Origin of the sequence: Leptothoe sp. ISB3NOV94-8A (assembly GCF_043421595.1) — a bacterium.
GTDB lineage: Bacteria > Cyanobacteriota > Cyanobacteriia > Phormidesmidales > Phormidesmidaceae > Leptothoe > Leptothoe turfae.
The window spans coordinates 339,377-365,290 of record NZ_JAXSQW010000004.1 but is presented as its reverse complement, the minus strand read 5'-3'; the positions used below and the strand labels follow the sequence as shown (position 1 = coordinate 365,290).

General features: G+C 47.9%; 13 protein-coding genes and 1 pseudogene. 5 read left to right on the top strand and 9 right to left on the bottom strand.

All coding sequences use genetic code 11. The features are described from left to right. Positions 1 to 26 precede the first annotated feature (26 nt). On the bottom strand, positions 27 to 1,076 hold the full coding sequence (locus SPB21_RS34795) for a hypothetical protein (RefSeq protein ID WP_499869618.1): 1,050 nt from the start codon (positions 1,074 to 1,076) through the stop codon (positions 27 to 29). Positions 1,077 to 1,695: 619 nt separating this feature from the next. On the opposite strand from SPB21_RS34795, the gene SPB21_RS34790 reads away from it, so the two are divergent. The 3 genes from SPB21_RS34790 to SPB21_RS34780 all read left to right on the top strand — a co-directional run bounded on the left by SPB21_RS34790 (position 1,696) and on the right by SPB21_RS34780 (position 4,326). Further along, positions 1,696 to 1,872: a hypothetical protein gene (locus SPB21_RS34790; protein WP_499869616.1), complete on the top strand. Its 177-nt coding sequence runs from the start codon at positions 1,696 to 1,698 to the stop codon at positions 1,870 to 1,872. A gap of 141 nt (positions 1,873 to 2,013) precedes the next feature. After that, positions 2,014 to 3,270 (top strand): adenylate/guanylate cyclase domain-containing protein, encoded by a 1,257-nt coding sequence (locus SPB21_RS34785; protein WP_499869615.1) that lies wholly within the window; start codon positions 2,014 to 2,016, stop codon positions 3,268 to 3,270. Between the two features lie 78 nt (positions 3,271 to 3,348). Continuing rightward, positions 3,349 to 4,326, top strand: a complete 978-nt coding sequence (locus SPB21_RS34780; protein WP_163665634.1) for a hypothetical protein — start codon at positions 3,349 to 3,351, stop codon at positions 4,324 to 4,326. Here the strand turns inward: SPB21_RS34780 and SPB21_RS34775 are convergent. The 4 genes from SPB21_RS34775 to SPB21_RS34760 form a co-directional block, all read right to left on the bottom strand. Then, on the bottom strand, positions 4,286 to 5,050 hold the full coding sequence (locus SPB21_RS34775) for a thioesterase II family protein (RefSeq protein WP_163665635.1): 765 nt from the start codon (positions 5,048 to 5,050) through the stop codon (positions 4,286 to 4,288). The genes SPB21_RS34780 and SPB21_RS34775 overlap by 41 nt on opposite strands. A gap of 156 nt (positions 5,051 to 5,206) precedes the next feature. Continuing rightward, a complete protein-coding gene (locus tag SPB21_RS34770; protein ID WP_499056782.1) occupies positions 5,207 to 6,394 on the bottom strand; it encodes an MFS transporter in 1,188 nt (395 codons plus the stop codon). 104 nt (positions 6,395 to 6,498) lie between these two features. Further along, positions 6,499 to 7,665 (bottom strand): ABC transporter permease DevC, encoded by a 1,167-nt coding sequence (gene devC / locus SPB21_RS34765; RefSeq protein ID WP_163665639.1) that lies wholly within the window; start codon positions 7,663 to 7,665, stop codon positions 6,499 to 6,501. A 48-nt stretch (positions 7,666 to 7,713) separates the two neighbouring features. After that, positions 7,714 to 8,904, bottom strand: a complete 1,191-nt coding sequence (locus tag SPB21_RS34760) for an HlyD family secretion protein (RefSeq protein ID WP_499869614.1) — start codon at positions 8,902 to 8,904, stop codon at positions 7,714 to 7,716. A gap of 186 nt (positions 8,905 to 9,090) precedes the next feature. Here SPB21_RS34760 and SPB21_RS34755 point away from each other — a divergent pair, with 186 nt between their 5' ends. After that, positions 9,091 to 10,239 (top strand): acyltransferase family protein, encoded by a 1,149-nt coding sequence (locus SPB21_RS34755; protein WP_499869612.1) that lies wholly within the window; start codon positions 9,091 to 9,093, stop codon positions 10,237 to 10,239. A gap of 16 nt (positions 10,240 to 10,255) precedes the next feature. Here SPB21_RS34755 and SPB21_RS34750 read toward each other — a convergent pair whose 3' ends face one another. Next, on the bottom strand, positions 10,256 to 12,019 hold the full coding sequence (locus tag SPB21_RS34750) for an MFS transporter (protein WP_499869610.1): 1,764 nt from the start codon (positions 12,017 to 12,019) through the stop codon (positions 10,256 to 10,258). Between the two features lie 38 nt (positions 12,020 to 12,057). Here SPB21_RS34750 and SPB21_RS34745 point away from each other — a divergent pair, with 38 nt between their 5' ends. Then, the gene (locus SPB21_RS34745) at positions 12,058 to 12,768 is read left to right on the top strand and encodes an aspartyl/asparaginyl beta-hydroxylase domain-containing protein (protein ID WP_163665647.1); all 711 of its coding nucleotides are present in this window, start codon (positions 12,058 to 12,060) and stop codon (positions 12,766 to 12,768) included. A 74-nt stretch (positions 12,769 to 12,842) separates the two neighbouring features. On the opposite strand, the gene SPB21_RS34740 is transcribed toward SPB21_RS34745, so the two are convergent. From SPB21_RS34740 to SPB21_RS34730, 3 genes and pseudogenes are all read right to left on the bottom strand, one after another. Continuing rightward, positions 12,843 to 20,588, bottom strand: a complete 7,746-nt coding sequence (locus SPB21_RS34740; RefSeq protein WP_499869608.1) for an amino acid adenylation domain-containing protein — start codon at positions 20,586 to 20,588, stop codon at positions 12,843 to 12,845. A gap of 90 nt (positions 20,589 to 20,678) precedes the next feature. Next, positions 20,679 to 25,499 (bottom strand): type I polyketide synthase, encoded by a 4,821-nt coding sequence (locus SPB21_RS34735; RefSeq protein ID WP_499869607.1) that lies wholly within the window; start codon positions 25,497 to 25,499, stop codon positions 20,679 to 20,681. Between the two features lie 51 nt (positions 25,500 to 25,550). Beyond that, positions 25,551 to 25,850, bottom strand: a pseudogene (locus tag SPB21_RS34730) (phosphopantetheine-binding protein); the annotation flags it as partial. Positions 25,851 to 25,914: the final 64 nt, after the last annotated feature.

Sequence of the window (25,914 nt, the reverse complement as noted above, 5' to 3'; positions counted from 1 at the left end):
TTTGTTGCCAAAACGGAGCGTTAGGGTTAACTCGCCCCTACCACAGCCCATTTGACCGTAATCTCGTCAGAATGATTGTTAAATATCCAATCAATACCTCCGTTTTGGCCATTGTCACTCTTTGTGAAATTCTCCTCAATATTGCCATTGGCAACGAAAAGAATTGTTTCGCCTGGCTCCAACGACCAAGCATTCTGATCTTTAAGGGGGACTAGCTCGTCTGCTCCCAGTCCTGAGTCTTCATCGCCTATTTTGATTGTTTCTCCTCGCCCGACTAGTAAGCAGCCAGCCGGTGAACCAGGTAGAAGGTATGAATCAAATGCCTCTGTATATACAGAAGTATAGCCAACATAGTCAATGGATTTACCCTCTGCAAAAATTTTCCAGGTCCCTTCAGCTGAGAAATAAAATGTTAGGGTATGCTCAAAGTTATTCTTAAACAGGTATCCCGATGCGGCCTCAACCTTAAATCTACCGTTAGTAGGAGTCTCTCTATTAACTTCAAGGAACCACCAAACAGTAATACTATCTGTAGCAGATAGATCGTACAAATCGCTACTTTGAGAATAATAATTACACAGTAAGGAGACGCTTTCTTTTGGATCCAGGCTAATGGTAGTCTGCTCTCCCACCTCTTCATAGTGCTCTGCTTGCTTAATTAATAGGGCACCCACTGGAAATGTGGGATTGAGAACATGTGAGGGAACTAGAATTGATTCGGCTGGATAAACTGTCTGGCCAAGGGAAGTGAGCGATAATGGATTTTCTAGCTCACCTGGCAATAGCGCATCTGGAACCTCGACTGACCATGTCCCTTTAAAATCAGGGACAAAGGTTACTTTCACATTAAAATCAGTAGGATTCGTAAACAGTTCACCTTCATTGGCATTGGCAACAACTGATAACTGACCATAGTTCAAAAACGAAGACAGCAAAATTGGTGTTGTATTAGTAACAGCTGGCTCTTCTACAATTGTCGATGTTGTTTCCCCATTTGCAGAATTCACTGAACTGGCCAGTCCCAATCCCTGGCTAATCGCTGTCCAATTTGCTGTTGAGCGTGATTTCTTAACCATATTCTCTAAAACAGATACTATTTACTTCGATCACGTTCAGCTACCCATTCAGATCAGACATTCTTCCCTGAATTCACTTGACATAGGTTCACAGGGTGCAGAAACTCTAATTTTCTGGATGGCTATAACAGCTCACCAAAAAACTTTTCATCTAAAACCATACAAGCAGGGAATAACGCCTAAAATCAGGCATCATGACAGCATCACGACAGACAATCAAACGTCTTCTTGGAGCATATCTTCTATCTTCAAACAAAGAGTAGTAATATTTTAGCCTCAAGAAAAGCATGCTCCCAAAAAGCTAAAACCCATACTATGGGCTCTCTTATTTTATTAGCTACAACACGCAAAGAAACATCTGTCAAACAGATCTAGTGCTACTTAGCTCAAAAAACAAAAGGCTTTTGGGTACATCACCAACTTAAGCCAGTAAACCTATCATAGACAAGGGAAGAAAATACTGCCAGACATTTCGAGATATTTCAATTTTTCTTAGCAAATGAAACAATACTTCACCAAGCAATCCATGCAACAACAATTTCATATACTACAAAATCATAATCTCGGTGTAGCGTTGCACCGAGATTGCAGGCAATATTTAAAGTAGTCTCGGTATAGCATGGCACTAGCTCCAATGGGTCTTTCGAACACAACAGAGCTGTCGCAAATGATCGTTCCCTCCACCCACATTATTCATATCTTTGACCGAGAAGGGGATATTGCTGAAGTGCTTTACAACGTTAATAAGTTGAGCCATACCGGTGTCGTAGTGTGGGCCGACACAATTATTTTTTGAAGATGATCCCAATCGATTATGGGGCAAGCTGGAAGCTCAGCCAATAGTGACGTATCATGCGGTTAATTCGTGGGTAACCATAACGCATCAAATCACAATAACCTTGGCCATTTTATGAAGTAAAGCTTGCCATTATCCAAGATGAATTCTGAAACATCTATTCCAGATCCCAATGGGCATTCTTCCCTGGAAACAGAGATCATACGCTTACGTAAATTAGTTGAAGACTTAACGCTAAAAAATAGCGAGTTAGAAACTATCGTTGAGATTATTACAGATCACTCAACAACCCTGGAAAATAATCTCAAAGAACAGAATAAAACCATGGTAGATTACATTGAACAAGTCAATACAATTACGGCGGCAGCTATTACAGTTCAAAACAATACTTTTAATCCTAATAGTCTAAAATCTATCTCTGCCCGAGCCGATGAGCTAGGCAACTTAGCCCAAGTTTTTTCAGAAACAGTACAATCCGTTAAACATCATGAGCAGCAGCTAATTGATGCCAATAAACACCTTTCCGATCTTTTAGAGGCCTACAGTCGATTTGTCCCTGAAGAATACCTGATTTTTCTCAAGCAAGATAGTATTATCAATATTCAACTGGGGGATCATGTTAGTAAAGAGATGGCCGTTATGTTTTCCGATATCCGCTCATTTACAACTCTGTCAGAACACATGACCCCCCAGGAAAACTTTAACTTCATTAATGCTTACCTACGACGGGTTAGCCCAGAAATTCGTAATCACAATGGCTTCATTGTTAAATATCTAGGGGATGGCATGATGGCAGTTTTTCCCGAAAGCGTTGATGATGCACTGCAGGCGGGCATTGCCAAAGCTAAGCGAGTGACAGAATATAATCAGCACCGTTTGTCTGCGGGGTACCAACCATTGGAAGTGGGTATTGGTATTCATGTGGGGCACATGATGGTAGGCATGGTTGGTGAAGCTAATCGTATGCAGGGCGATGCCTTCTCAGACAATGTCAACTTGACAGCTCGACTAGAAGGGTTAACCAAATACTATGGCGCGTCGCTCCTCATTTCAGAGGAAGTTTTGGGACAGTCAAGTCAGCCTGAACAGTACACTTTTCGATTGTTAGATCGCGTTATCGTCAAGGGGCGTCAAGAACCCATTACCATTTATGAGGTCTTAGAAGCTGACCTTGAAACCTCTCATTTTCTAAAAAAGAAGACTCTTGCCCTGTATCAACAGGCAAGAAAATTCTATCAAGAGGGCAACTGGGTTCAGGCACAGAGGTATTTTGAACAGGTTCTAAAGATCAACCCAATAGATAAAACAGTACAATTTTACTTAGAACGGATTCAACAATTAAGCCAACGGAGCTTTCCTAATGGTTGGCAAGGCATTTGGAGCTTTACTCAAAAATAACGGTTAATAAATTGAATTACATTTACTCATTTATAACTTTCTACTCTCATTGTCAGGGTTCAAGCTGCAGGTTCCATTATGCTCCCCAATACTTTCTCTGAAACTGTTGCCTTAACAAAACAGTTTGTATTAGCAGAATTTGATAAAACAATTCAAAATCAACAGCTTTACTATCACAATCGCTGGCATATCAAGACTGTCCAACGACGAGCCAATCAAATCTTTTCTATCGTTGCCCCCCATTGGCAAAAGTCTAATCAGGACACCCAGAAAAACCCTGATCTAAGTCGCATACACAGCCTACTTGATTTGTGTGTAGCAACCCACGATATGGTACAAATCTTCTTGCCTCAAAGTCATCCCCATATTACTCGTCGGCGAGCCAGTGGAGAGAGTGAAAAGGCAACATGTGACAAGTTGTTGACCTATATTTGCCAGCTTAATCAGAACCTGGCATTAGCTGGGAAATTTCAAGCGCAGTTTTCTGAGAAAGATATTGAGTTACTCCAATTGGCAATTCTAGGCACAATTTGCACCTATAGTCCTTTAGAAGAATCTATTTATCAACCTGCTTTATATGATTCCGAAAATCCACCCCATATTATCACTCGTATCCTTGCTCTAGCCGATATTTCATCCCTGGGGATGGATGGTGTTACAGTTTATAATCGGGAAGGGAGTCTAATCTTTTTAGAAGAGAACCCAGATATTATTCCCTACATTCAAGAACAGAAAATAGAACTGTTATCAGCAGAACATCCCGAACTTGCTGAAAGTTTTAGACAGCGCTTACTCAAGCGAGCCCGCTGGCAACTTAGCTTTGCCCGTTCCCGATTGAGCAGAACGATTCAAGAATTAATGTTTTTTTCTGATGACGTCATTGACGCCTTGGTTAGAGACGCGTTTCCCTATTTAAATGAAGAGACTCTCAGGATAGTTGAAAAAACTACACCCACAGCTGTATCAACATCTTTGCAACAATTGCTTAAGTTTTTTCAACTAGACCCAGATCTAATCAAAAATCAGCTACAAACTCCGTCAAGGCTTGAATCATAGCAACTTTATTCTGCTCCTCTACCAAATACATATGCCCTCCAGGGAACAACTTCAATTGGAATGTCTGATCGGTCTGCTCCTGCCATCGCATCAGATCTTGAGTGTTTACCCCTTTATCATTCTCCCCCCCTAACGCCAAAATGGGACAGGATAAAGGGCCTCTAGGATAATAACTATAGGTTCGATTCAGATATAAGTCTGCCCGATAAATTCGCAATAACAGTTCCATCATCTTAGTATCTTGCAAAACCACCTCCGGTGTCCCCTCATCGGCCCGTAGCTCGGCAATTAATGTTGCATCATCCTGCTGGTCATCGCGCTGAGCTGCAAAAGTATGAGGTGGCTGACGTGCCGAAACAGCCAAAGCTACAGGAGCATATCCAAAACGATCCCGCAGTTGATGGGCTACTTCAAAACTCACTAAAGCTCCGAAGCTATGGCCAAACAAAACAAATGGCTGATCACAATGGGGGGTAAGCGCCTGTACCAAGGGTTCAACTAACTTCGGCCACTGGGTCAACAGCGGCTCACGAAACCGAGTTTCACGACCTGGCAATCGTAATGCCCAAAGATTTATCCATCCAGGCATGGCTGCTGGCCAATGGCGAAAAAACACACTACCAGATCCAGCAGGAGGGAAACAAAATACATTCAGTCGAGCCTGAGATCGCTGCTCACCTAAGGGTATCAGCCAGTCAGCGCTATTCTCTGGTATATGTGTCATTCCACCTAAACCCAACATTCAGTAGCTGTTTCTTAGTACTACGACATAATAGCTACCAGCGATAACGGTATAGTTTAAACACTTCTGAACTTTTGACATCAATACGGCAGATCTACATGACTAACATAACCTACATCATAAATCGATAAAACACACCTAAAACCCCCGCAATTTATCTGAGTATACGGCTATCAATGAAATTCCCCCGCCACACAACAGAATATATAACGAGCCAATTATCGCAACCATTGCAAATGAGATACCCCAATCATAAAGTTGTCCTCCACACAACAGCCCTATATTGGTTGCCAAGTTTGCAACAGAAACCATCAGGGCATAGGTAAACCCCTCTGCTCCTTGGGGGCAGATTTGTACCACTAGCCCAAAAAGTCCTAGAGTTCTTAATGTGACCGTAAACCCGCGCACAAGGTAAACGCCATAGGCGCTGGAAACATCCTGCATAAAGGATAAGCTCAGCAGGGAAATTGCACCACTGATGATGACTAATCTTAAAAGGGGTAGTTTTGGAAAGCGTTGCGTTAGAATTCCAAAGGCAATTGCCCCCAACCCTAATCCCAAACACTCCACCGCTTTAAGATTACCGATTAGCGTGTTGCTAAAGTCCAAGATCTGCCGCTGGTAAACATAATCCACTGGAGTTGGGCTAATGTCCAGCAACAGGATCAAGCCAAGCATCAATTTTAGGTTGGGTTGCTTGGCTGCCTGCCAAAATTGTTGCCAACTTCGGCCTAGAGTAAACGTTTTATTGGGTTGTTCAGGAAAGAAACTTAGAACAGCGATAAAGCCAATTCCTGGGAAAATTGTGCTCAGTAGGAACACAGTTGAAAGAGGGGTGTGCTCGGCTAACCACCCACCTAGACCATACATTGCGATCGCAGTAAATCCTAATCCCGCCCACTGAGAAGCTTGCAGGATATTGGCGTTGCCTTGTTTCTGACCTTCTACCACCATTAATTTATCTGCTACTACATCAGAAAATGCCACACCAGTGGAAATCACCAGGCCCAAGGCAACTAAACTTATAGCTGAGGGTTCAGACCAACTTGTGATCATCACAAAGCTCACAATGATGCCGCCATAACAAATGAGTAAATAACTTTTGAAGGTATGACCAAACAGGGGCACCCCATCGACTAAAAGACCCCAAAGAGGTTTGATAAACCAAGGTAGAACGACTACTAGCTGAAAACTAGCCAGCTGAGTGGCAGAAAATCCTAGCGTATCGGTCAGATAAGTTACAAGGGGTAGAAAGGCTAGTCCTGGATTACTACAAGCCGCTTGAATGCCATAGAGCAATACCATGAAACCAATGAGCTGAATCATGCTCCCCCCTTTAGAATGTAGAGGTGTCCCATGCATGGAACACCTCTACACCTTATAGGCTCCTTATGTATTGTTTTGAATCAATCCCTTGGTTGATCTAAAACTTATCTAAACAAATCGGCTGGATCAGCATCCTTGAGTTTTACCAGGGCAATAATGCTAGCTAAAGAACAGGTAATCACAGTCAAGATAAAAATAGTGCATATTCTTGCCACACTCATATCCATAGGCAGGCGAGTTTGGTTTTGAATAAATCCGAATAAATATAGACAAATAATAACGCCAGGAATAAATCCTAGAACTGCCATCATCACACTTTCCTGAAGAACCGTATTCATTAAATACCGATTGGTATATCCAATGGCCTTGAAAGTAGCGTATACCGAAATATATTCAGAGATTTGGGTAAATAAAATCTGGTAGATAATCACCCCACCAAATAAAGAACTCATCATTGCCACAGTATTAAAAATAAAGCCAATAGGAGACCCTGTATGCCAATACTGCTTCTCACTCGCCATGGCTTCTTCTTTAGTCAAAACTGTTAAACCGTTAGGTAAGATTTCAGCAATTTTTTGTTTGACTTCCTGGGGATCACTTCCTGTTTCTAAGATAACAAGACCAATGTTGACTTGAGAGATAGGATGATTAAATAGGTGCGAAAAGTTCAGATCACTGGTCACCATGATGCCATTGGCAGATAAAATGCCGCCACCCAGAGAAAAGAGACCGGCAATCTTAATTTTCTTATCTGCCGCTTCTGTGATGAAAGATCCCTGATCTTCGAGGTTCTGAATAATTGGCCCATATCCAGACTGGGAAAGCTGATCATACAGGTAGGTATTGGCCTGGGTAATGACATTCAATTGCTGATTGATTTCAGACAAATTAAACGCAGACTGATTAGGATCAAAGGCGAATATAAGAATTACTTTTTTAGCTAGTGTCTGGGGATTTCTGAGGCCAGCAGACTTGAAATAAAGTGGACGACTTGACGCTACTCCCTGGATAGCGGAAATCTGAGACAAGACCCTTTTGGAAAAATTCTCTGCTCTGAGTGCCCAAAAGTTTTCTGCTTGATCAGATTGAATAAATAGATCCGCCTGTAATGCTTTATGAATTGTCACTGCATCTTCAAAAATACCATCCCTTAGTGCCGTAGCCACAAACATCAGGACAACAGAAAGAGTGACACTAAGCAGACTGATAAACAGGCGAGACTTTTTGTGGGTTAATTGTAGCCATGCCTCTGAGTCGAAAATATTCATCATGGATTGAGCGACTCAATTACTGATAAAGAGTGAACAACAATATAGTCACTATGGGGTTTGGATGGTAACGTCAGCCTCCATATGAATAAATTGTTCTACTTTTTGGCTATCAGATGGGTCCAAGCGAATCTTCACTTCAAAAACCCTGGCGTCAATTCCTAAGGCGGGATCATTATTAAAGATTCCTTTCTGGTCAATTTGAGGTGAAATTTGTTCCACTGTTCCTTGTAGGGCTTCCATCAGAGCACTAATTTTAACCGTTGCGGTTTGTCCAGGTTTGAGCCTGGAAATATCGGTCTCGTAAACCTCCGCCAGAACGTACATGGTTTGAGTTTGCCCTAACTCCAGGATGCCATCGTCAAATTTCACTCGCTCACCGGCCTGGGTATGGATTTTCAAGACACGTCCAGCGACTGGCGCTCGGACCCTAGCAAGCTCCACAGTGGCTTCTGCTTCTGCCACGGCGGCTGTCGCTTCCTCCAGCTCGGCTTGGGCTATGGTCACATCAACGGGGCGCACCTCGGTCAATTTGTCTAAGGTGGCGCTTTCACGGCGAATTTGTTGGGCGCGGGTGGATTGGATATTTTCTAGCTGGGCCTCGACTTCATCGAGTCGGGCTTGGGCAATTTCGAATGCTTCTTGTTTATCTTCCAGGTCAGCAATACTGATAGCTCCTTCATTGTAGAGGGTTTGAAATCGTTGATAGGAGCTTTCTGCATTTACTAACTCAGCTTGCATACGAGTAATCAGCGCCTGTTGCTCAATTACTTCGGTACGTACTTGAGCTTCTAGATTAGCAATCTGAGCCTCTTGAGCGGCTAGATCCCCCAATTTCGCGTCTCCCGCTAATATTCCCTCTAGCTGAGCCTGAGCCACAGCCATTCTCTTTTCGGCCCGAGTTAGACTGGCCTGTTGCGCATAGAAAGGGTCAAGAAGAGCTAGCACTTGCCCTTGAATGACAGTTTCCCCTTCTTGAACCTGGAGCTCAATTACTCGAACATCAGCTAACTGGCCTGCACCAGAAATGTTAATAACACCATCCTTAGGAACAATTCGTCCTAATGCGGCAATGGTGGGAGATGGAGTGTCAGGAGTTTCAAGGGTCTCCAACTCCGTTTCCTGTGCCTGAGAGGTTCGAGATATTACCTGATTATAAATAGGCCAGGCAAGTACCGTGAAAACGATTAGCACAATGGCCCATTTATATTTTCGCAATATCACCAGTGAATTAAGCTGCATGATGTCAGTTGGTCTATATCTACACGCGTCGGAAGCTACAAAATCTACGCTAGCAACTGACGGGGCTTTTAGTCCGTTATTACCGTACTTTCTTTAACGTTAATAATCTTGCATAATGGCAGAAATATATTTTTATGTCAGTTTTGAAATGATATTAATTTGACTGACGCTTAGCATCAATGGGCAATGCGACACTACGACTTTGACTGGATCAGAACGGTTGTTATTCTTAATCTTATTCCTCTCCATGTGGTCTGGTTGATGTTGTTTATCCCGGGTTTTTCACAAGTAGAGACAGCAAGTATGACAGCCTTGCTCTTGAAACTTTACATTGCCTTAGTGTCATCGTGGCATATGCCTCTTCTATTTTTGATTGCAGGCTATAGCGCAGCGGTCTCCTTAAGCAAACGATCAATTCGTGATTTTTACAGAGAACGGATTCAGCGACTTTTAATTCCCCTCGTTATATTTACGGTAACGTTGGGACCGATACAACGGTATCTTTGGCCTAACCATCTAGTCCCTCGTAATCTCACTGACTTTTTCATGCATTACTTGCCCTTGCACATGGGGACAATTTTGCTGGGGCCTTGTGGTTCACGGTTGGGGCCTCGGTGGGAACATCTGTGGTTTCTTGCCTATCTCTTGGTGATGAGTTTCTCTGTTCTAGTCGTCTTAATTCGATTGTCTAGGGCAACTATCATGGCGATGGCAAACTTGCTGTATCGCCATATTATTTGGCTACCGATGCTCGGTTTTGGTGGTGCCATGGCAACTTTAGGATATGTGTGGCCCTTGTTTGACTGCCAAACTCTGTTTCAGGACTGGGGACATTTTGTCTATAACCTATGGGCGTTTGTGATTGGCTATCTGATGTATGCAGACTCCCGTCTGGGCAAGGCTATCCAAGCCAAAGCTGGTTTGTTTTATAGTCTATTCCTGGTCAGTTTACTGGCACGCTTATTGCTGTTGAGCCAATACCAGGAAAACTTTTATGGAGATACGTCTGATCTGGGGCTATACCTACTGCGTTCTGCTATAACGGGGGTTCATACCTGGAGCGCGATCGCATCAATCCTGATTCTTACCCGCCGTCATCTGGCCACCATAACCAATCCTTTCCTGAAATACATGGGCCAGGCTTCATTACCGATTTATATCGTGCACCATCCTCTGATCGTGATTTTGGGGCTCTATATTCCTAAACTAGGACTCAGCATCTTTCCCGAATTCTTAGTGTTGACCATTTTGACTACCCTATTCACCTTCCTAACCTATGAGTTTCTAATTAAACCCTGGCCCTTAGTTCGCATGGGCTTTGGCATGAAACCATAGGGAGAACAAAATTTTCCTAAAGCCGCTGCGGTAAACTCACACCAAAAATCCAGTTACCTGGTGCTTGAACATCATTGCTATAGAGAAACTGAGCAAAGATGGTTTCAAATTCTTCCTGGCAAAGATGGCCATCCTGGTTGAGATCTAGAGTATGAAATGCTTCTTCCAATGCTTCTGTCCGAATGCCATAGGCCTGGTAGAACGTGCGCAACTCATCTATAGCCACCCGGCCATCTTGGTTAGTGTCAATGACCTGAAGAAAGAGATTGGCAAAGTCATAATCCACCTCTTGCTCCAACCAGTGTAGCCATTCAGCCCGATCAATACATTGATTGCCATCACGATCAGCCAGCTGTTGCAACATTTCACCAAACCCCACTAAGGAAGCCTGCAAAACCTCATATTCCGATGTTCCTGGGGACCAACCACGAAGTTTGGCCAAGGCCTGCCCCGCTTGTCGAAAATCTTGGAGTTCAATGGTGCCACTGTTATCAAGATCCAACAGTTCAAACAAATGTATTAACTTCTGTTGACGACGACAACGCATGATCGCCGAGAAACGGGAATGGGTAACTTGCTGCCAACAAAGAATGACCGCAACGGCAATTAAGGCTGCACCAGTCCAGTAGGGCCAATTTTCTCCCAGACTTCCAAACAAAAAACCGGCCCAAACGGATCCTAAAAAGGTAGCTAAGCCAATCACAGACTGCATCAAGCCCAGGGTCTTACCCTGTTGTTTCGCCCCAGCTAACTGACTGAGTAAACTGGCCAGCACTGGATTTCCTAATGCTTGGGCAAAAATTGTCAATAACAGCGCTGCCAGTAACTGAGGAACATTGTTTGCAAAGGGAATCAGCACAAGCCCCAGGGCGGCCATCGCAGAACTCCATAGGAGTAACTTAATCTCTCCCACCCAACGGGTGAGTCGACCGAGCAAACTCAGTTGAATGATGGCAATGGTCAAACAATAGAAAATCAGCAAATAACCAAATTCCTGGGCTCCCCAACCAAAACGCCATTCACACCACAGGGCAAAAATAGCTTGAATGCCAATGCCACCGAAAAAGGTGATAAAGGTTAACGTGATCAGCATGCCAACCAATGGACGTTGGAGAACTTGCTTAAGCTCAGGGAGCAATTGAGCCAGGGGATGCCGGTGCTGAACTGCTGGCTTGAATCTTATGGGCTTCACTTCGGGCAACGCGCCAAAGGCCGCACAAAATGTTACCCCGGAAGCAATGGTGGCGGCTAAAGCCGGTAAACGAAAATTTGGACTGGTTGAGTCACCACCGATCAAAAGTCCGGCAATCACAGGGCCAATCACAAAACCAATCCCAGCTGCAGCGCCTAGAAATCCTAATTTCTTAGTGCGCTCTTCAGATGTGGTCAGGTCTGAAACATAGGCTTGAGCAATCACCATGCTGGCACTGCTCAAGCCCCCTAGAATACGGGCCATAAACAACATCCATAGAGTGTTAGCAAAGCTAAGCCACAAAAAGGATAAAGTTGTCCCCGCAATGTTGAAAAGAAACGCCGGACGACGGCCGATGCGATCGCTCAAACTGCCCCATAAGGTGGGTGCAAAGGTCAACATCATAGGAAATAACCCCAGCAAAATGCTGATTTCCAATGGAGACGCATCCAGGGATTGGGCATAGAAAGGCAACAGGGGAAGCACGATGCCAAAGCCCAAAAAGTCCATTAAGATACTGGCCAGTAGGACTACCAAAATCTTAGTTTCGTTTCCCTTTTGAATCGTTTGAACCATTGATATGCCCATGGGTTGTCTCTAATGTTTTCCTAACAAGGATTTATCAAATGAAAAGATTTTATTATACTGTGCATACGACTCTCTCTCGACTGAGATTAACTGAGCTGGTAAATCGATATTTCGATTTATTTATAGGGGGAGACAGTCGTCCTGTTTTCTTTAATATTGATCAAACCTGCCCCGAATTAAGAATTGTAGATAATGCGCTTAATGAGATTTATGCAGAGCTTTTAGATTTGTTGCCAGATCAGAGCCAAATACCTAAATATCATGAGGTTGATCAATATCAAACCACCATCTCCCAAGGGAGTGATCCTCAAAAAAGTTGGCGGACCTTTATGTTATTCTCCTTAGGAGAAAAGCCACTGAAAAATCGACAACGATGTCCTAAAACCGTGGAAGTAATCCATCAAGTGCCGGGGCTAGTACAGGCTATGTTCTCCATTTTGGATCCAGGGAAAAGTATTCCCGCCCACGAAGGCCCTTCCCGAGGATATTTACGTTATCATCTGCCTTTAATCGTTCCCGATATAAATCCGCCAACAATTTACATCAAAGATCAGCCCCACACCTGGCAAAAGGGCAACAGTATTCTCTTCGATGATACCCATGTACATCAGGTTCATAACAATGCCTCCGAAAGCCGAATTGTTCTGATTTTGGACATTCTGCGTCCCATGCCTTGGCCTGCTCATATTGTTAACCTAGGGGTACTTGTATTTGCTAGATATACGTATGCCAAACGTCTTAAATTTTAGGCACGGATTACAGGGAAGATTCACGATTCAGACCTCATAATTAATTTGCAAGAAATTGAGCTGTGACATGGGGGTTAAAGCGAAATATAGGACTTCAGGTAATGGGTGATTGGAGTTATCTGATCGGCTTCTCTCAAGAGACTAAAGTGATCTCCAGAAATAGTAAATTGTTTGAAGTCCCCTTGGATAATTTGCTCCCAACGGATCTGTTCCCAGCTCAGACTAGCTGAATTTCGGACTCGCTCCGAGATTTTATCTGAAGCCTGTGTCACAGATTCGCCAGCACTGATGAGTAATGCTGATCCACCATAGGACTGGGGACGATATTGGTGTAGGGCCAGCACATTAGCCTGAAATACTTGCCAGAGATGCTCTAAACGGTGAAACGTCACACCGGGAGGCAGAAGCTGGTGCTGCTGGCTGAACTCAAATGCCTGGGCAAGGGACATGGGAGAAGTTTGAAGGATTTGTAATGGGGAGGGTAAGGGTTGCCCCATCTGTCCAGCCAAGTCTTTGAGTAGCTCCATCAACAACCACCCCTGATTGAATTCTGGGTGATTCATTGGGTCATTTTCCCCACCAGTGACTATATTTGGACAGTAGAGGTAACTATCAATCAAACCTAATAACGCTACCGTTTCCCCTTGCTGGCTAAGCTGCTGCGCCATTTCATAAGCAACAACGCCCCCCATGGACCAACCCGCCAGATGATAGGGGCCCTGGGGCTGAACCGTTCTAATTTCTTGGCAGTACGTTGCTGCCATGGCCTCAATGGTGGTCAACGGTTGCTGTTGCCCCATCAGCCCCAGGGATTGAAGGCCGTACAGGGGATAGTCTGCCCCTAGCTGCTGACTCAGGGCGGCATAGCAAAAAACATTTCCACCGATGGGGTGGATACAGAACAGCGGTGTTTTGTTCCCTTGGGGCTGTATGGGCACTAAAGCCGTATCTGAAACGTTATCAATCCCCCCATCCCGCTCAAGATACATGGCCAACTGTTCAATCGTGGGAGATTGGAACAGGATAGCCAAGGGCAGATCGGCCTGAAATTCTTGCTGTAGCCTGACCATCAGCTGAACTGCCAGGAGGGAGTGCCCGCCCAAATCAAAGAATGTACTCTGCACACTTATGGGGCGCATCTCCAGGATTTCTGACCAGATTTTGGCCAGCCGCAATTCAATTGGCGTGCGGGGTGCAATGTAGGTTTGGGAGGAGAGAGACTGTGCTAAAGCCCCATCAGGAGCCCTTAAGGCATGGCGATCTACTTTTCCGTTAGGGGTGAGTGGCAGGGTATCCAAGGGGACTACCAACTGAGGGACCATATAGGGGGGTAAGGACTGTTTCAGATAGTCTTTTAAGGCACTGGTCTCAATCGCTCCATTTGTTTCATTTTTTGCTTCATTGTCTGTCTCGTTACTGATAGCCTGGACAACAACATAGGCGATCAATGTCGAGTGACCCAGGGAATCAGTCTGGGTAACAACAACACATTGCTGCACCTGGGGGTGGCTATGGAGCACCGCTTCAATTTCCCCTAGCTCAATACGAAAGCCACGAATTTTTACCTGGTCATCCAGACGACCCAAATAGTCAATATTGCCATCAGGGCGATACCGCACACGATCGCCTGTTTTATAGAGTCGTCCTGTGCCAAAGGGATGGGGTATAAAGTTCTCTTTTGTTAATGCTGGCTGATTTAGATAACCTCGGGCCAGTCCGGCTCCGCCAATGTACAATTCACCAGGAATGCCCATGGGCATCGGTCGATGGTGAGCGTCCAGGACATAGGTTTGGACATGGGCCAGGGGTCGCCCTATGGGTACTTCGACTAACCGGGTTCCTTCAGAAGTCTTATTGGTGGAAAAATTGTAAGTGGTGGCCACAACGGTGGTTTCTGTGGGGCCATAGCTATTGATCAGCTGGGGAAACTGCCCGACATTTTGCTGCCAATGGTTAACCTGCCTGGGGTCTGCCCGTTCTCCTCCAATAATGACTAACCGCAGAGGCTGCAAAGATTGGGGGATAAATTGGGAAACCAGTTGATGCCAGTAGGCCGTGGGTAAATCGAGGACGGTAATTTGCCAGTTCTGGCATTGGGACCAGAATCGGTCTAAAGCCAGCATTTCCTCAGTTCTTAGCACCAGGGTGGCTCCGACGCTCAAGCAGGGATAAATTTCTTCGACAGCAGCATCAAAGCTAATGGAGGCAAACTGTAGTACCCGGTCTGTGGGGGAAAAACTATAGGTGGTGATGGCCGTTTGGGTAAAGGCTATCAAGGCCTGGTGCTCAATCAAAATGCCCTTAGGTTGGCCAGTGGAACCGGAGGTATAGATGACATAGGCCAAATTCTCAGCACCCACCTGACTGATGGGATTGGTAGAGGGGCAGGTGGCAATGGTTGACCAGTCGCTATCTAAACACACCGTTTTTGCCCCGTGGTCTGGCAATGCCGTCAGCAAATGGTGCTGGGTCAGCAGAAGAGATAGGCCAGTATCCTGTAGCATAAAGGCAAGGCGAGCTAGGGGATTGGTAGGATCGATGGGAACGTAGGCTGCGCCAGCTTTGAGGATGCCCAATAGCCCCACTACCATGTCGAGGGAGCGGTCTATACAAATGCCCACAAGGGTTTCGGGACCTATGCCCAAGTCTTGGAGATAATGTGCTAGCTGGTTAGCTCGCTGGTTTAAGGCTTGATAGCTCAGGTGTTCCGATTCCAGGCTGACGGCGATCGCATCTGGTGTGCGTTGCACCTGGGCCTCAAACAGGTGATGAATACAGTCGTAGGTCTCTCGGGTATCAACTTTAGCTGAGAAATCTTGGCTAGGGTAGAAGGCGGAAGGCGGAAGGCGGAAGGCGGAAGAAGATTGGACTCTAGGCTTTAATGACTGAACTTCATTTCCAGTAAAATTTCCTGCGTTAAATTGGCCTCCGGTCTCTCGGTTCTGAGCATCGGAGACGCCACTGGCAGACTCACCATGGGTACCACTCCATTCTATTAATAGCTGGTGTCGTTCTAGCTCCGTCAGGAGGGATAGCTCACTGATGGGGCTGGATGCACTGGTCACCATGCCCTGCAGCAGGGTGATAAATTGCTGGGCCATGCGCTCAATGCTGTCGGGGTTAAATAGGTCGCTGTTGTATTCCCAATGGGTGACCAGGGCAGGGGTGGTGTCTGTGATCGACAGGGTGAGGTCAAATTTTGCGATCGCACTATCCACAGCCAGAGGCGTCAGGGTAAGTTCCGATGGGCCAGCGGGCAACGAAGCCAGGGGAGCAAGCTCAGCATCCAGGGCAAACATCACCTGGAAAAGGGGAGAATAGGCCAGGCTACGCTCAGGCTGTAGGGCTTCCACGATTTGTTCAAATGGCACAGTTTGATGGTCGTAAGCCTCCAGGGCCATCTGTTTCACCCTGGTTAGAAAGGCAACAACCGTATCTGTTTCATCCACACCAAGGCGAAGCACCAGCGTATTTACAAAAAAGCCGATCAAAGGTTCCAGTTCAAACCGCTGACGATTTGCCACAGGGGTACCCACTGCAATATCCCGTTGCCCACTGTAGCGATGGAGCAGAAGTTGGAAGGTGCCTAGCAACAGCATAAATAGGGTGACATCCTGCTGCTGGGCAAAGGCACGCACCTGCTGGCTTAAGTCTGGCGGCAAGCTGATCCTATGGGTCCGCCCCTGAAATGTTTGGACGGCAGGACGGGGGCGATCGGTGGGCAATTCTAACAACGGTGGTAGATTGGCCAACTGTTGTTGCCAGTAGCTTAACTGGGTGGCTAAATCTTCCCCCTGTAACCACTGGCGCTGCCAGAGGGCATAGTCAGCATATTGAATTTTTAACGGCGGCAGGGTCGCAGGTTGGCCCTGGGCATAGGCTGTGTAGAGGGTGCTCAGTTCCTGAATCAGCACCTGCATGGACCAACCATCGCTAATAATGTGATGTATTGTTACCGCTAGCACCGCAGCCCCGTCATCGAGATTGACTAACGCCATCCGTAGTAAGGGACCTTGTTCCAGGTCAAAAGGTTGTTGTGCCCTTTGCAACAACCAATCCTCCAGGGGAATCTCCAACGTTGGGATAACCACTAACGGAATTTGCACTGTAGGCTTAACCACTTGCCTGGCCACACCCTCAACAACGGGAAATCGAGTACGCAGACTCTCGTGACGATGCACCAGGGTATCCAGGGCCTGTTGCAAAGCGGCGGCATTGGGTCTGCCACTGATGCGAACGGCTGCAAAAATGTTATAGATGGCCAATGGCTCCGCCTGTTGTTGTACCTGATTTTCCTGCTGCTCCAGCTGAGCCAAAAACCATAATCGTTCCTGGGCAAAGGAGAGGGGGATAGGAGAGTCATTCTGGGATCGAGGCGTAATGGGAGGGACAGACCGAGAAGGGTAGGCAGCCTTATCCAGAGCAGCATCCAGGGCATCTATAGTAGGAGATTCAAACAGGGTGCGCAGGGGTATTTCCAGATCTAATGTGCTACGAATACGAGCAACTAACTGGGCCGCAAGGAGAGAATGACCCCCCAGGTCAAAAAAGCTATCGTGGAGACCAATGGTATTAATGGGTCGGGATAACACATCAGCAAAGAGACTGGCCAGGTGTTTTTGTCGCTCTGTAATCGGGGCAATATAGGTGGCTGCGGGACTCGCTCCATCAAATACAGGCAGGGCCTGACGGTCAATCTTGCCGTTGTCAGTCAAGGGGAATGCGGTAAGAGACATGATCCCTGTTGGCACCATATAGTCAGGCAAATGCTCCTTCAAATAGGCTTTCAGAGCATAGGTATCTATATCGCCCGTCTCTGTTGCATCAGTCTCTGTTGCGCCAGAGTTTAGATCGCTATTGGGCACCATATAGGCCACCAGACAGGGATCGCTAGAGGCATTGGCCTGGGAAATAACAATACATTGTTGTACTTGCGGGTGCTGACTGAGAACCGTTTCGATTTCACCTAGCTCGATGCGAAAACCGCGAATTTTTACTTGATGGTCCAGCCGTCCCAGATACTCAAGACTGCCATCGGTGTGATACCGCACCCAGTCGCCTGTTTTATACAGTCTCCCTGCTCCAAAAGGGTTGGCAATAAATCTCTCTGCCGTTAGCTCTGGTCGATTGAGATAGCCACGAGCAAGACCAGCACCACCAATATGCAATTCCCCTGCTACACCAATGGGCACTGGCTGTAGACCATGATCCAATACATAAATTTGAAGGTCAGCTAAGGCTTTACCAATGGAATTACAAGATTGTTGTGAGTGCTCAGCCGTTAACGCTTGATGGGTAACATGGACCGTTGTTTCGGTGATGCCATACATGTTGATTAATTGGGGCTGATTCTCACCATGGCGATTAAACCAGGGTAGGAGACTTTCCACCTGTAGTGCCTCACCGCCAAAAATGATGTAGCGCAGCCCAAGGGAATCAACAGCGTGGTCTTGATCAACCTGCATCAATTGCTGAAAGGCTGAAGGGGTTTGATTAAGCACTGTGACCTGATGACGCACCAATAAATCATAAAAGTCTTGGGGAGAGCGACTCACCCAATAGGGCACAATCACCAAGCGACCACCGTGGCATAATGCCCCCCAGATTTCCCACACTGAAAAATCAAAGGCATAGGAATGGAACAGGGTCCAACAGTCTTGTTGATTAAAGTGATAAAGGTCCTGGGTAGTCCGTAATAAGCGAATAACATTGCGATGGGGAATGAGTACTCCCTTAGGGTTGCCAGTGGAGCCCGAAGTGTAGATCACATAGGCGAGATTCTCGGCAGTCCCATTTCTGGGAAGATTCTCTGCAGGATACTGGGCAATTTTCGATGTATCATCCTGCCCACAGTTATCCAAACAGACTATCTTGCCGTTATAGTCTGAGAACAACTCCAGATGCTGGTTTTGAGTCACCAGAACGTTCACCTGTGAGTCCTGAAGCATAAACTGCAGACGTTGGGACGGATAGGTGGGGTCCAGGGGAATATAGGCCCCACCCGCCTTCAAAATTGCCAACAGCCCTACCACCAGGTCCATTGAGCGCGACATACAGAGACCCACTAATGACTCAGGGCCAACTCCCAGGCTGCGGAGATAATGGGCCAGTTGATTAGCCCGATTGTTTAACTGGCGATAGCTGAGTTCTTCTCCCTCAAACACCAGTGCCGTGGCATCGGGTGTGCGGGTGACCTGGGCTTCAAATAGCTGATGAATACAGGGATAGGCTTCTATCTCTGGAGGCACAACCGCAGGCTGATTCCAGTCCACTAACAATTGATGCCGCTCCGTTTCACTAAGCATGGGCAGAGCGCTCACCGGTTGGGATATATCTGCCACCAGGCCAGTCAACAAGCGCTCAAAATGGCTGGCCATCTGTTTAATGGTGGTAGTTTCAAATAGATCACGGTTATACTCCCAGGTTGCCATTAGCCCCTGGTCTGTCTCACGGATTGAGAGAGTTAAATCAAACTTTGCGATCGCAGCATCCACAGACAACGGTGTCAGACTCACCTGATCCAAAGCCAATGTTGTTAGCGGAGTATTTTGCAACACAAACATCACCTGGCAAATGGGGGAATAGGCCAAACTGCGTTGGGGTTGCAACGCCTTCACCACCTGTTCAAAGGGCACATCCTGGTGGGCATAGGCCTCTAATGCCATTGCTTTCACCGTTTGCAACAGCTCGGCACCTGTGGCGGTCTCATCAATGGGTGTGCGCAGCACCAGGGTATTCACGAAGAACCCTAGTAACGACTCCAACTCAGGACGCTGGCGATTGGCAATGGGGGTGCCCACCAGGATATCGGACTGACCGCTGTAGCGATGGAGCAGAATTTGAAAGACTGTTAATAACAACATAAACAGGGTTACCCCCTGCTGCTGGGCCAGGTCTCTCACCTGGGCACTTAAAGCAGGAGACAGATGAACCGTGTGGGTGCACCCGTTAAATGCTTGCACTGGGGGACGGGGATAATCGGTGGGCAACTCCAACAAGGCTGGAGCCTGGGCCAGTTGTTGTTGCCAATAGTCCAAATGCTGGTTAAGCCTGTCTGTTTGTAGCCAATGGCGTTGCCAGCAGGCATAATCCACATACTGCAGGGAGAGCGGTGGCAGCTGGGGGGATTGTTCCTGGCTATGGGCGCGATACAGGTGGGCTAATTCCTGGCTAAAGCAGCCCATGGACCACCAGTCCCAAATAATATGGTGCAGATTTAACACCAACAATGCGTCGGTGGGCGATCGCTGCATCAGGCTGGCCTGCACCAGTGGCCCCGTGGCTAAATCGAAGCACCTGGCAGCTTCTTGCTGAATCCAGGTTTGCAGACCTGGGGCAAGGTCGGCAACAGAGTTTAGGGGGGCAGGCTTGTCATTCTGAAAATCTGAAGTTGTTTCCCCATGGGGCCAATGTTCCAGAGAAAGGGGCCAGAAACCGCTGTCATGGATCACCTGTCTGGGTTCACCATCAATGGATTTAAAGGTGGTGCGCAAAATCTCATGGCGCTGCACTAGCGTATTGAGTGTCTGCTGCAGTGCATCAATCTTTAATGGCCCCTTCACCTGCATCACCACCAAAAAGTTGTAGGTGGGGCTGGGACCTGCTAACTGATCCACTAACCAGAGCTGTTCCTGGGTCCAGGAGAGGGGGAAATGGTTGGTGGTGCGATCGCAGGACCAGATCGGCAAATTAGCCGGGTCAATCCCTTGCTTTTGTAGCAGCGCAAGCACAGCATCTCGCTTTTGCAGCGGCAAATTTGCGAGCCGTTTGATCAGGCTTTTGATTTTGGTTTGTTGCTGCAGCTGGCTTTGCTCTGGCATGGGTCTTTTCCTTGCGCGGCTGGTGTTCTTGGGTGTTAGGTCACCGGCTGTTAGGGTGAATGGGTGGATGGGTGATGGGGTGATGGGGTATTAGGGTTGGCTTAAGGCATTGAGTTCCTCCTCACTTAGGGTGTCTACCTGGTTCAAAATGTCTTCTAGCTGATCCAGGTCGGCGGTGGAGGAGCTAGCCATAGCAGACGGCTGCTTAGCCTTAACTACAGTGGCCAGCTGGGCAATGGTGGTGGCTTCAAACACGGTGGCAATGGATAGATCGATGGCAAAGGTTTGCCGCAGGTGGGCTAAAAACTGCATACCGATGAGAGAATCTCCCCCCATTTCAAAGAAGTTGTCGTGGATGCCAATGGTGTCGCAACCCAGCAGGGCTTGAAGAATTCCGATAATTTTATTTTCCACCGGATCATCAGACACGTTAACCATCGGAAATTTGATCGAGGGGTTAGCGCTTGGCTGATGGTGTTCTGGGCTGTCACCCATCCGCCGTTGGGTCGTCAGGCGGGCATTTAACTCTCGGGTGGAAACGATTACCTGGGGTTCCGATTGCCCCAACAACTGCTCTAGCACTTGACCACAGTCAGTGGGGAAAAGACCAAGGGCTAGCTCTGAGCGCATCTGGTTCAGCAGCCAGTGGTTGGATGGATCGCCTGCGAGACGTTCAGACAAGGTTTCCATTGCCTTTGCTGCCATGCCCACCTGTTGTAAACTCTCCCAGTTAATGGCCAGGTAACGGGTGGGGGAGTTTACATTACGAGCCTGGGCATAGGCATCGAGAAAGGCGTTGGCGGCACAGTAGTCGATTTGTCCTACGGCCCCCGTAATGGCGGTCACAGAAGAACAGAGCACCATAAAATCTAGTGGGCGATCGTTTAAGTCCTGCAATGTTTGGTCTAGAGTTAGGGTGCCTTGTAGCTTGGGTTGGAAGACGGCTATTGTCTCTGCCTGGGTGCGCAGATCGATTACCCCACCACCGGGAATACCTGCTGCGTGAATAACGCCGTGGATAGGACCAAATTGTTGAATGGCTTTGGTTATCGCTTGCTGGAGAGCTGTGCGATCGCAAACATTCGCTGTAACCACTAAAATCTCCGCTCCTGCTTCTTTTAAAGCCTGTAGGGCAATAATTTTAAGGCTAATGGGATGATCTGAGGGGTGGTTTTCTAGCCAATCTTGCCAGTCTGACTCCTGAGGAAAGAAGGACCGACGCATCAACACCAGCCTGGCTTGCCAATGTTGAGCCAGATGTTGAGCTATAGTCAGTCCTAACCCGCCTAAACCACCTGTGATCAGATAGATACCCTCTGGTCGCAACAGCGTCTCTCCCTGGTTTTCTAATTCCATCGGAAAAGACTGAAATTGTTGGACCCAGCGATAGGGACCCCGATAGGCAATTGCCTGGTTTTCGGGTTCTCCTGCTGGTGCTTCCATCTCTGTAACGAGTTGATGGATAAAGTTTGATGATGGCTCTAAATCAAGGTCAGGCTGGGATGCTGAATCAGGCAACAGGATATCCACACAGCGACAGGTTAACCCAGCGATTTCTTGAGGGATAGTCCGGATGGCTCCCCACAGGGTGGCCTGCTTGGGAAGCAGATGTTCTTCTCCAGTGACCCTCTGGAGATGCTGAGTAATCACAACGAGATCACAGGAATGGTCAAACTCCTGCTTGTTCCAAGCTTGAGCTAAGAAGAGAAGACCATAGAAGCCCAGGGCCAGAGACTGATCCGTAGATTGAACTGGTTCAGATACCTGTGGAACTAACGTCCAAAGATGGAGAATCTTATTGGGTCGTTGTTCCAATCGATTCAACGCCTGGAGTAGATGTTCATAGTCCTCTCGCTGCTGGGGATTAAGGCTGTAATGATTCTCTCCTAGAGATTGAAACGTTTCGCCAATTTGGACTTGGATAATCGTGCGATCATTTCGCCCTAGCTGCTTAATCAGGGGAGTCGCCACATTGAGATCATCAACAAAGACAAGAATCGTATCTGTAACAGTCTGGGTTTCTCGCTTAACTGGGGGAATGGGACAACGGCTCCAAGAGGGGACATAAAACCAATCTTTAAACTCTCTTCGATGTAAGCCTTGGGACTGATTTGATTGGGTAGGCAGAGAACCAGAGGTCCCCATGGGCGCATCAGACGCCTCGATCCAGTGGCGTTGATGTTCAAAGGGATAGGTGGGTAGGGCCAGACGGTGGCGACGTTCATGACCATAGACGGCAGGCCAATCAATCTCCATCCCTTGGAGCCAAAGCTTTCCCAGGGCAGATAACAACGTAGCCACATCGGATTTATCTTCCCGAGGGTGGCGCAGGGTGGCAATCACTGCCTGACCCTGACCGGCTGGATGCCTCTGGGCCAGGGAACTGAGGGCACGACTAGGGCCTACTTCCAATAGGGTATGTGGTGGGTCTGCATCCTGACAAAGCTGGGTGAGGGCTTGGGAAAATTGGACGGGTTGGCGCAGATGTTGGACCCAGTAGTTGGGATCCGTTGCTTGGGCGGTGGTGATCCAGGTGCCGGTGAGGTTGGACAGGTAGGGGCGTTGGGGAGGCTGGAAATCAACCTGCTGGCACTGCTGGCGAAACGCATCCAGGATGGGCTCCATCATGGGGGAATGGAAGGCATGGGAGGTGTGTAGACGACGACCTTCGATGTCCTGACTGGTAATGTATTGTTCAAAAGCTGATATGGCTGTCTTGGGGCCTGATACTACGCAGCGGTTGGGTTCATTGATAACTGCGATCGCAATCTCTTTAAACCTAGAATCTTTATCCAACAGAGATTGCACCGCCTCTGCTGCCAGAGGTACCGCCACCATTGCCCCTGGCGACAATTGTTGCATCAGTTGCCCCCGCTTAGCCACCAGGGCCAGTCCCGCCTCCAGGCTAAATACTCCGGCAAGGCAGGCCGCCACATATTCTCCAATGCTGTGGCCCACCATGGCCGTGGGCTGTAACCCCCAGGTTAACCAGAGTTGGGCCAGGGCATACTCCATCACAAAGAGAGCTGGCTGTGCAATCGCCGTCTGTTGCAGCTGGGCCGCCGCTGCGGCCTCCTGTTCTGGAGCTGGATAAAGAATTTGGCGCAAATCGAGTTTTAACAGGGGTTGTAACAGGTCAGCACAGTGATCCACCTGTTCCCGAAAAATGGGTTCGGTTTGATAGAGATCGCGACCCATGTTGACATGTTGGGAGCCCTGGCCTGGAAAGAGAAAGGTCAAAGATTTCCCCTCTGGGTTCCCCGCTCCAGTAACAACCTGAGGCCCGCTTGGCAAAGCTAGCATCTCCTCAGCGTTCTCTGCAACTGCCCGTAATGCCTGGATGGCCTGGTCAATGTCCTGACAAACCAGGATGCGGCGATAATTAAATGCCTGCCGTCCACAGCTCAGAGTATAAGCAATATCGGCCAGATTTAATTCAGTTGCCGATTGTTCCTGGAAGAAATCCGCCAGGTTGTTTGTTATTTTAGCTAAGGCCGATGGGGTTTTGGCCGACAGTAACAACAACTGCCAGGGACGTGCAGGACCCGATGGTTCCAATGGTGGTGCTTCTTCGAGAATCACATGGGCGTTGGTGCCACCAATGCCAAAGGAACTCACCCCCGCCCGTCGGGGCTGGAGCACATCAGCACGGGACCAGTCCTGCAGTTTGGTGTTGACGTAGAAAGGCCCCGTACCAAAATCAATATTGGGATTGGGGGTTTCAAAATTAAGGCTGGGGGGAATGGCCTGGTGCTTCAAGGCCAGGACAGTTTTGATTAGACCTGCCACACCCGCTGCCGTATCTAAATGGCCCACATTGGTCTTGAGGGAACCGATGGCGCAGGTGGGTTTCTCAGGTTGCTCGGTTTGACGACGAAATACCCGATTGAGGGCGGCAATTTCGATGGGATCTCCCAGTTCTGTGCCGGTGCCGTGGGCTTCTATATAGCCAATGGTGTCGGCGTCCACATTGGCCACTGCCAGGGCTTCATTGATCACCGCTGCTTGACCGGCGACACTGGGGGCCGTGTAGCCCACCTTCAGGGAACCGTCGTTGTTAATGGCTGAGCCACGAATTACCGCATGGCAAGGGTCGCCGTCTGCGATCGCATCTTCCAACCGTTTCAACATCACCACCCCCACCCCGCTACCGCCAACGGTTCCTTTGGCCTGGGCATCAAAGGCCCGACAATGGCCATCGGGGGCCAGAATCATGCCCTCTTGATAGAGATAGCCCGTGCCCTGGGGAATCGAAATAGACACCCCGCCCGCCAGGGCCATATCGGTGTCCCCATTCAGGAGGCTTTGGCAGGCCAGATGGACCGCTACCAGGGATGTGGAACAGGCCGTTTGCACCGCCACCGCCGCCCCGGTCAAATTGAGCTTGTAGGCCACCCGACTGGGCAAAAAGTCCTTGTCATTGGCAATAAAGAGGGGATACAGACCCACCGTCCGCAACAGGTCTTGTCGCTGGGCCAGATGATGCAACAAATACCCATTCACCCCCACCCCAGCGTAAACACCCATCAGTCCCTGATAGCGTTGAGGGTCATAGCCCGCCGCTTCAACCGCCGTCCATGCACATTCCAGAAACAACCGGTGCTGGGGATCGAGAATTTCTGCTTCCCGAGGAGAGATATCAAAAAATGGAGCGTCAAACCCAGTCACATCATCTAAAACAGCCTTGGCCTTGACATAGTTTGGGTCGGCCAATAGCGCTGGATCCACCCCTGCCTGCAACAGTTCCTGATCTGAGAATTGGGAAATGGATTCCACCCCTGCCTGCAGATTTTGCCAGAATGATGCCACATCCGGTGCTCCAGGGAACTGGCCAGCCATGGACACAATGGCAATATCCGCACTAATATCTCTGGCGTCAGGATTAAAATTGTCGTGATTCTGTTGCACCATTGTTTTCCCCTGTTCTGCTTGAATTAATCCACATATATAGAGCGTGAATGTCTAACGTTCTCGATGTCGCCGTCGGGCCTGTCGTCGTTCTCTAGTCGCTGCCCGTACCTGATCTCGCTGGTCAGAATTTAATCGTTCAGGAGGTGACAGCTGGCCCTGAGATAGATTCGTCAGATAATCCCCTAAAGCTTTAATGGTGGGATAGGCAAATAGATCCACCAGGGGAACAGAAAGCTGTAAATCTGTCTGCAGGGCATGGTATGCCTGAATCAGCAGCAGAGAATTCCCCCCCACATCAAAGAAATTGTCGTGGATGCCCACCCGTTCCACCGATAACACCGACTGCCAGATAGCCACCAGTTTTTTCTCCATCTCGCTTTCGGGCTTAACGTATTGCACATCGCTCACCTGCAGT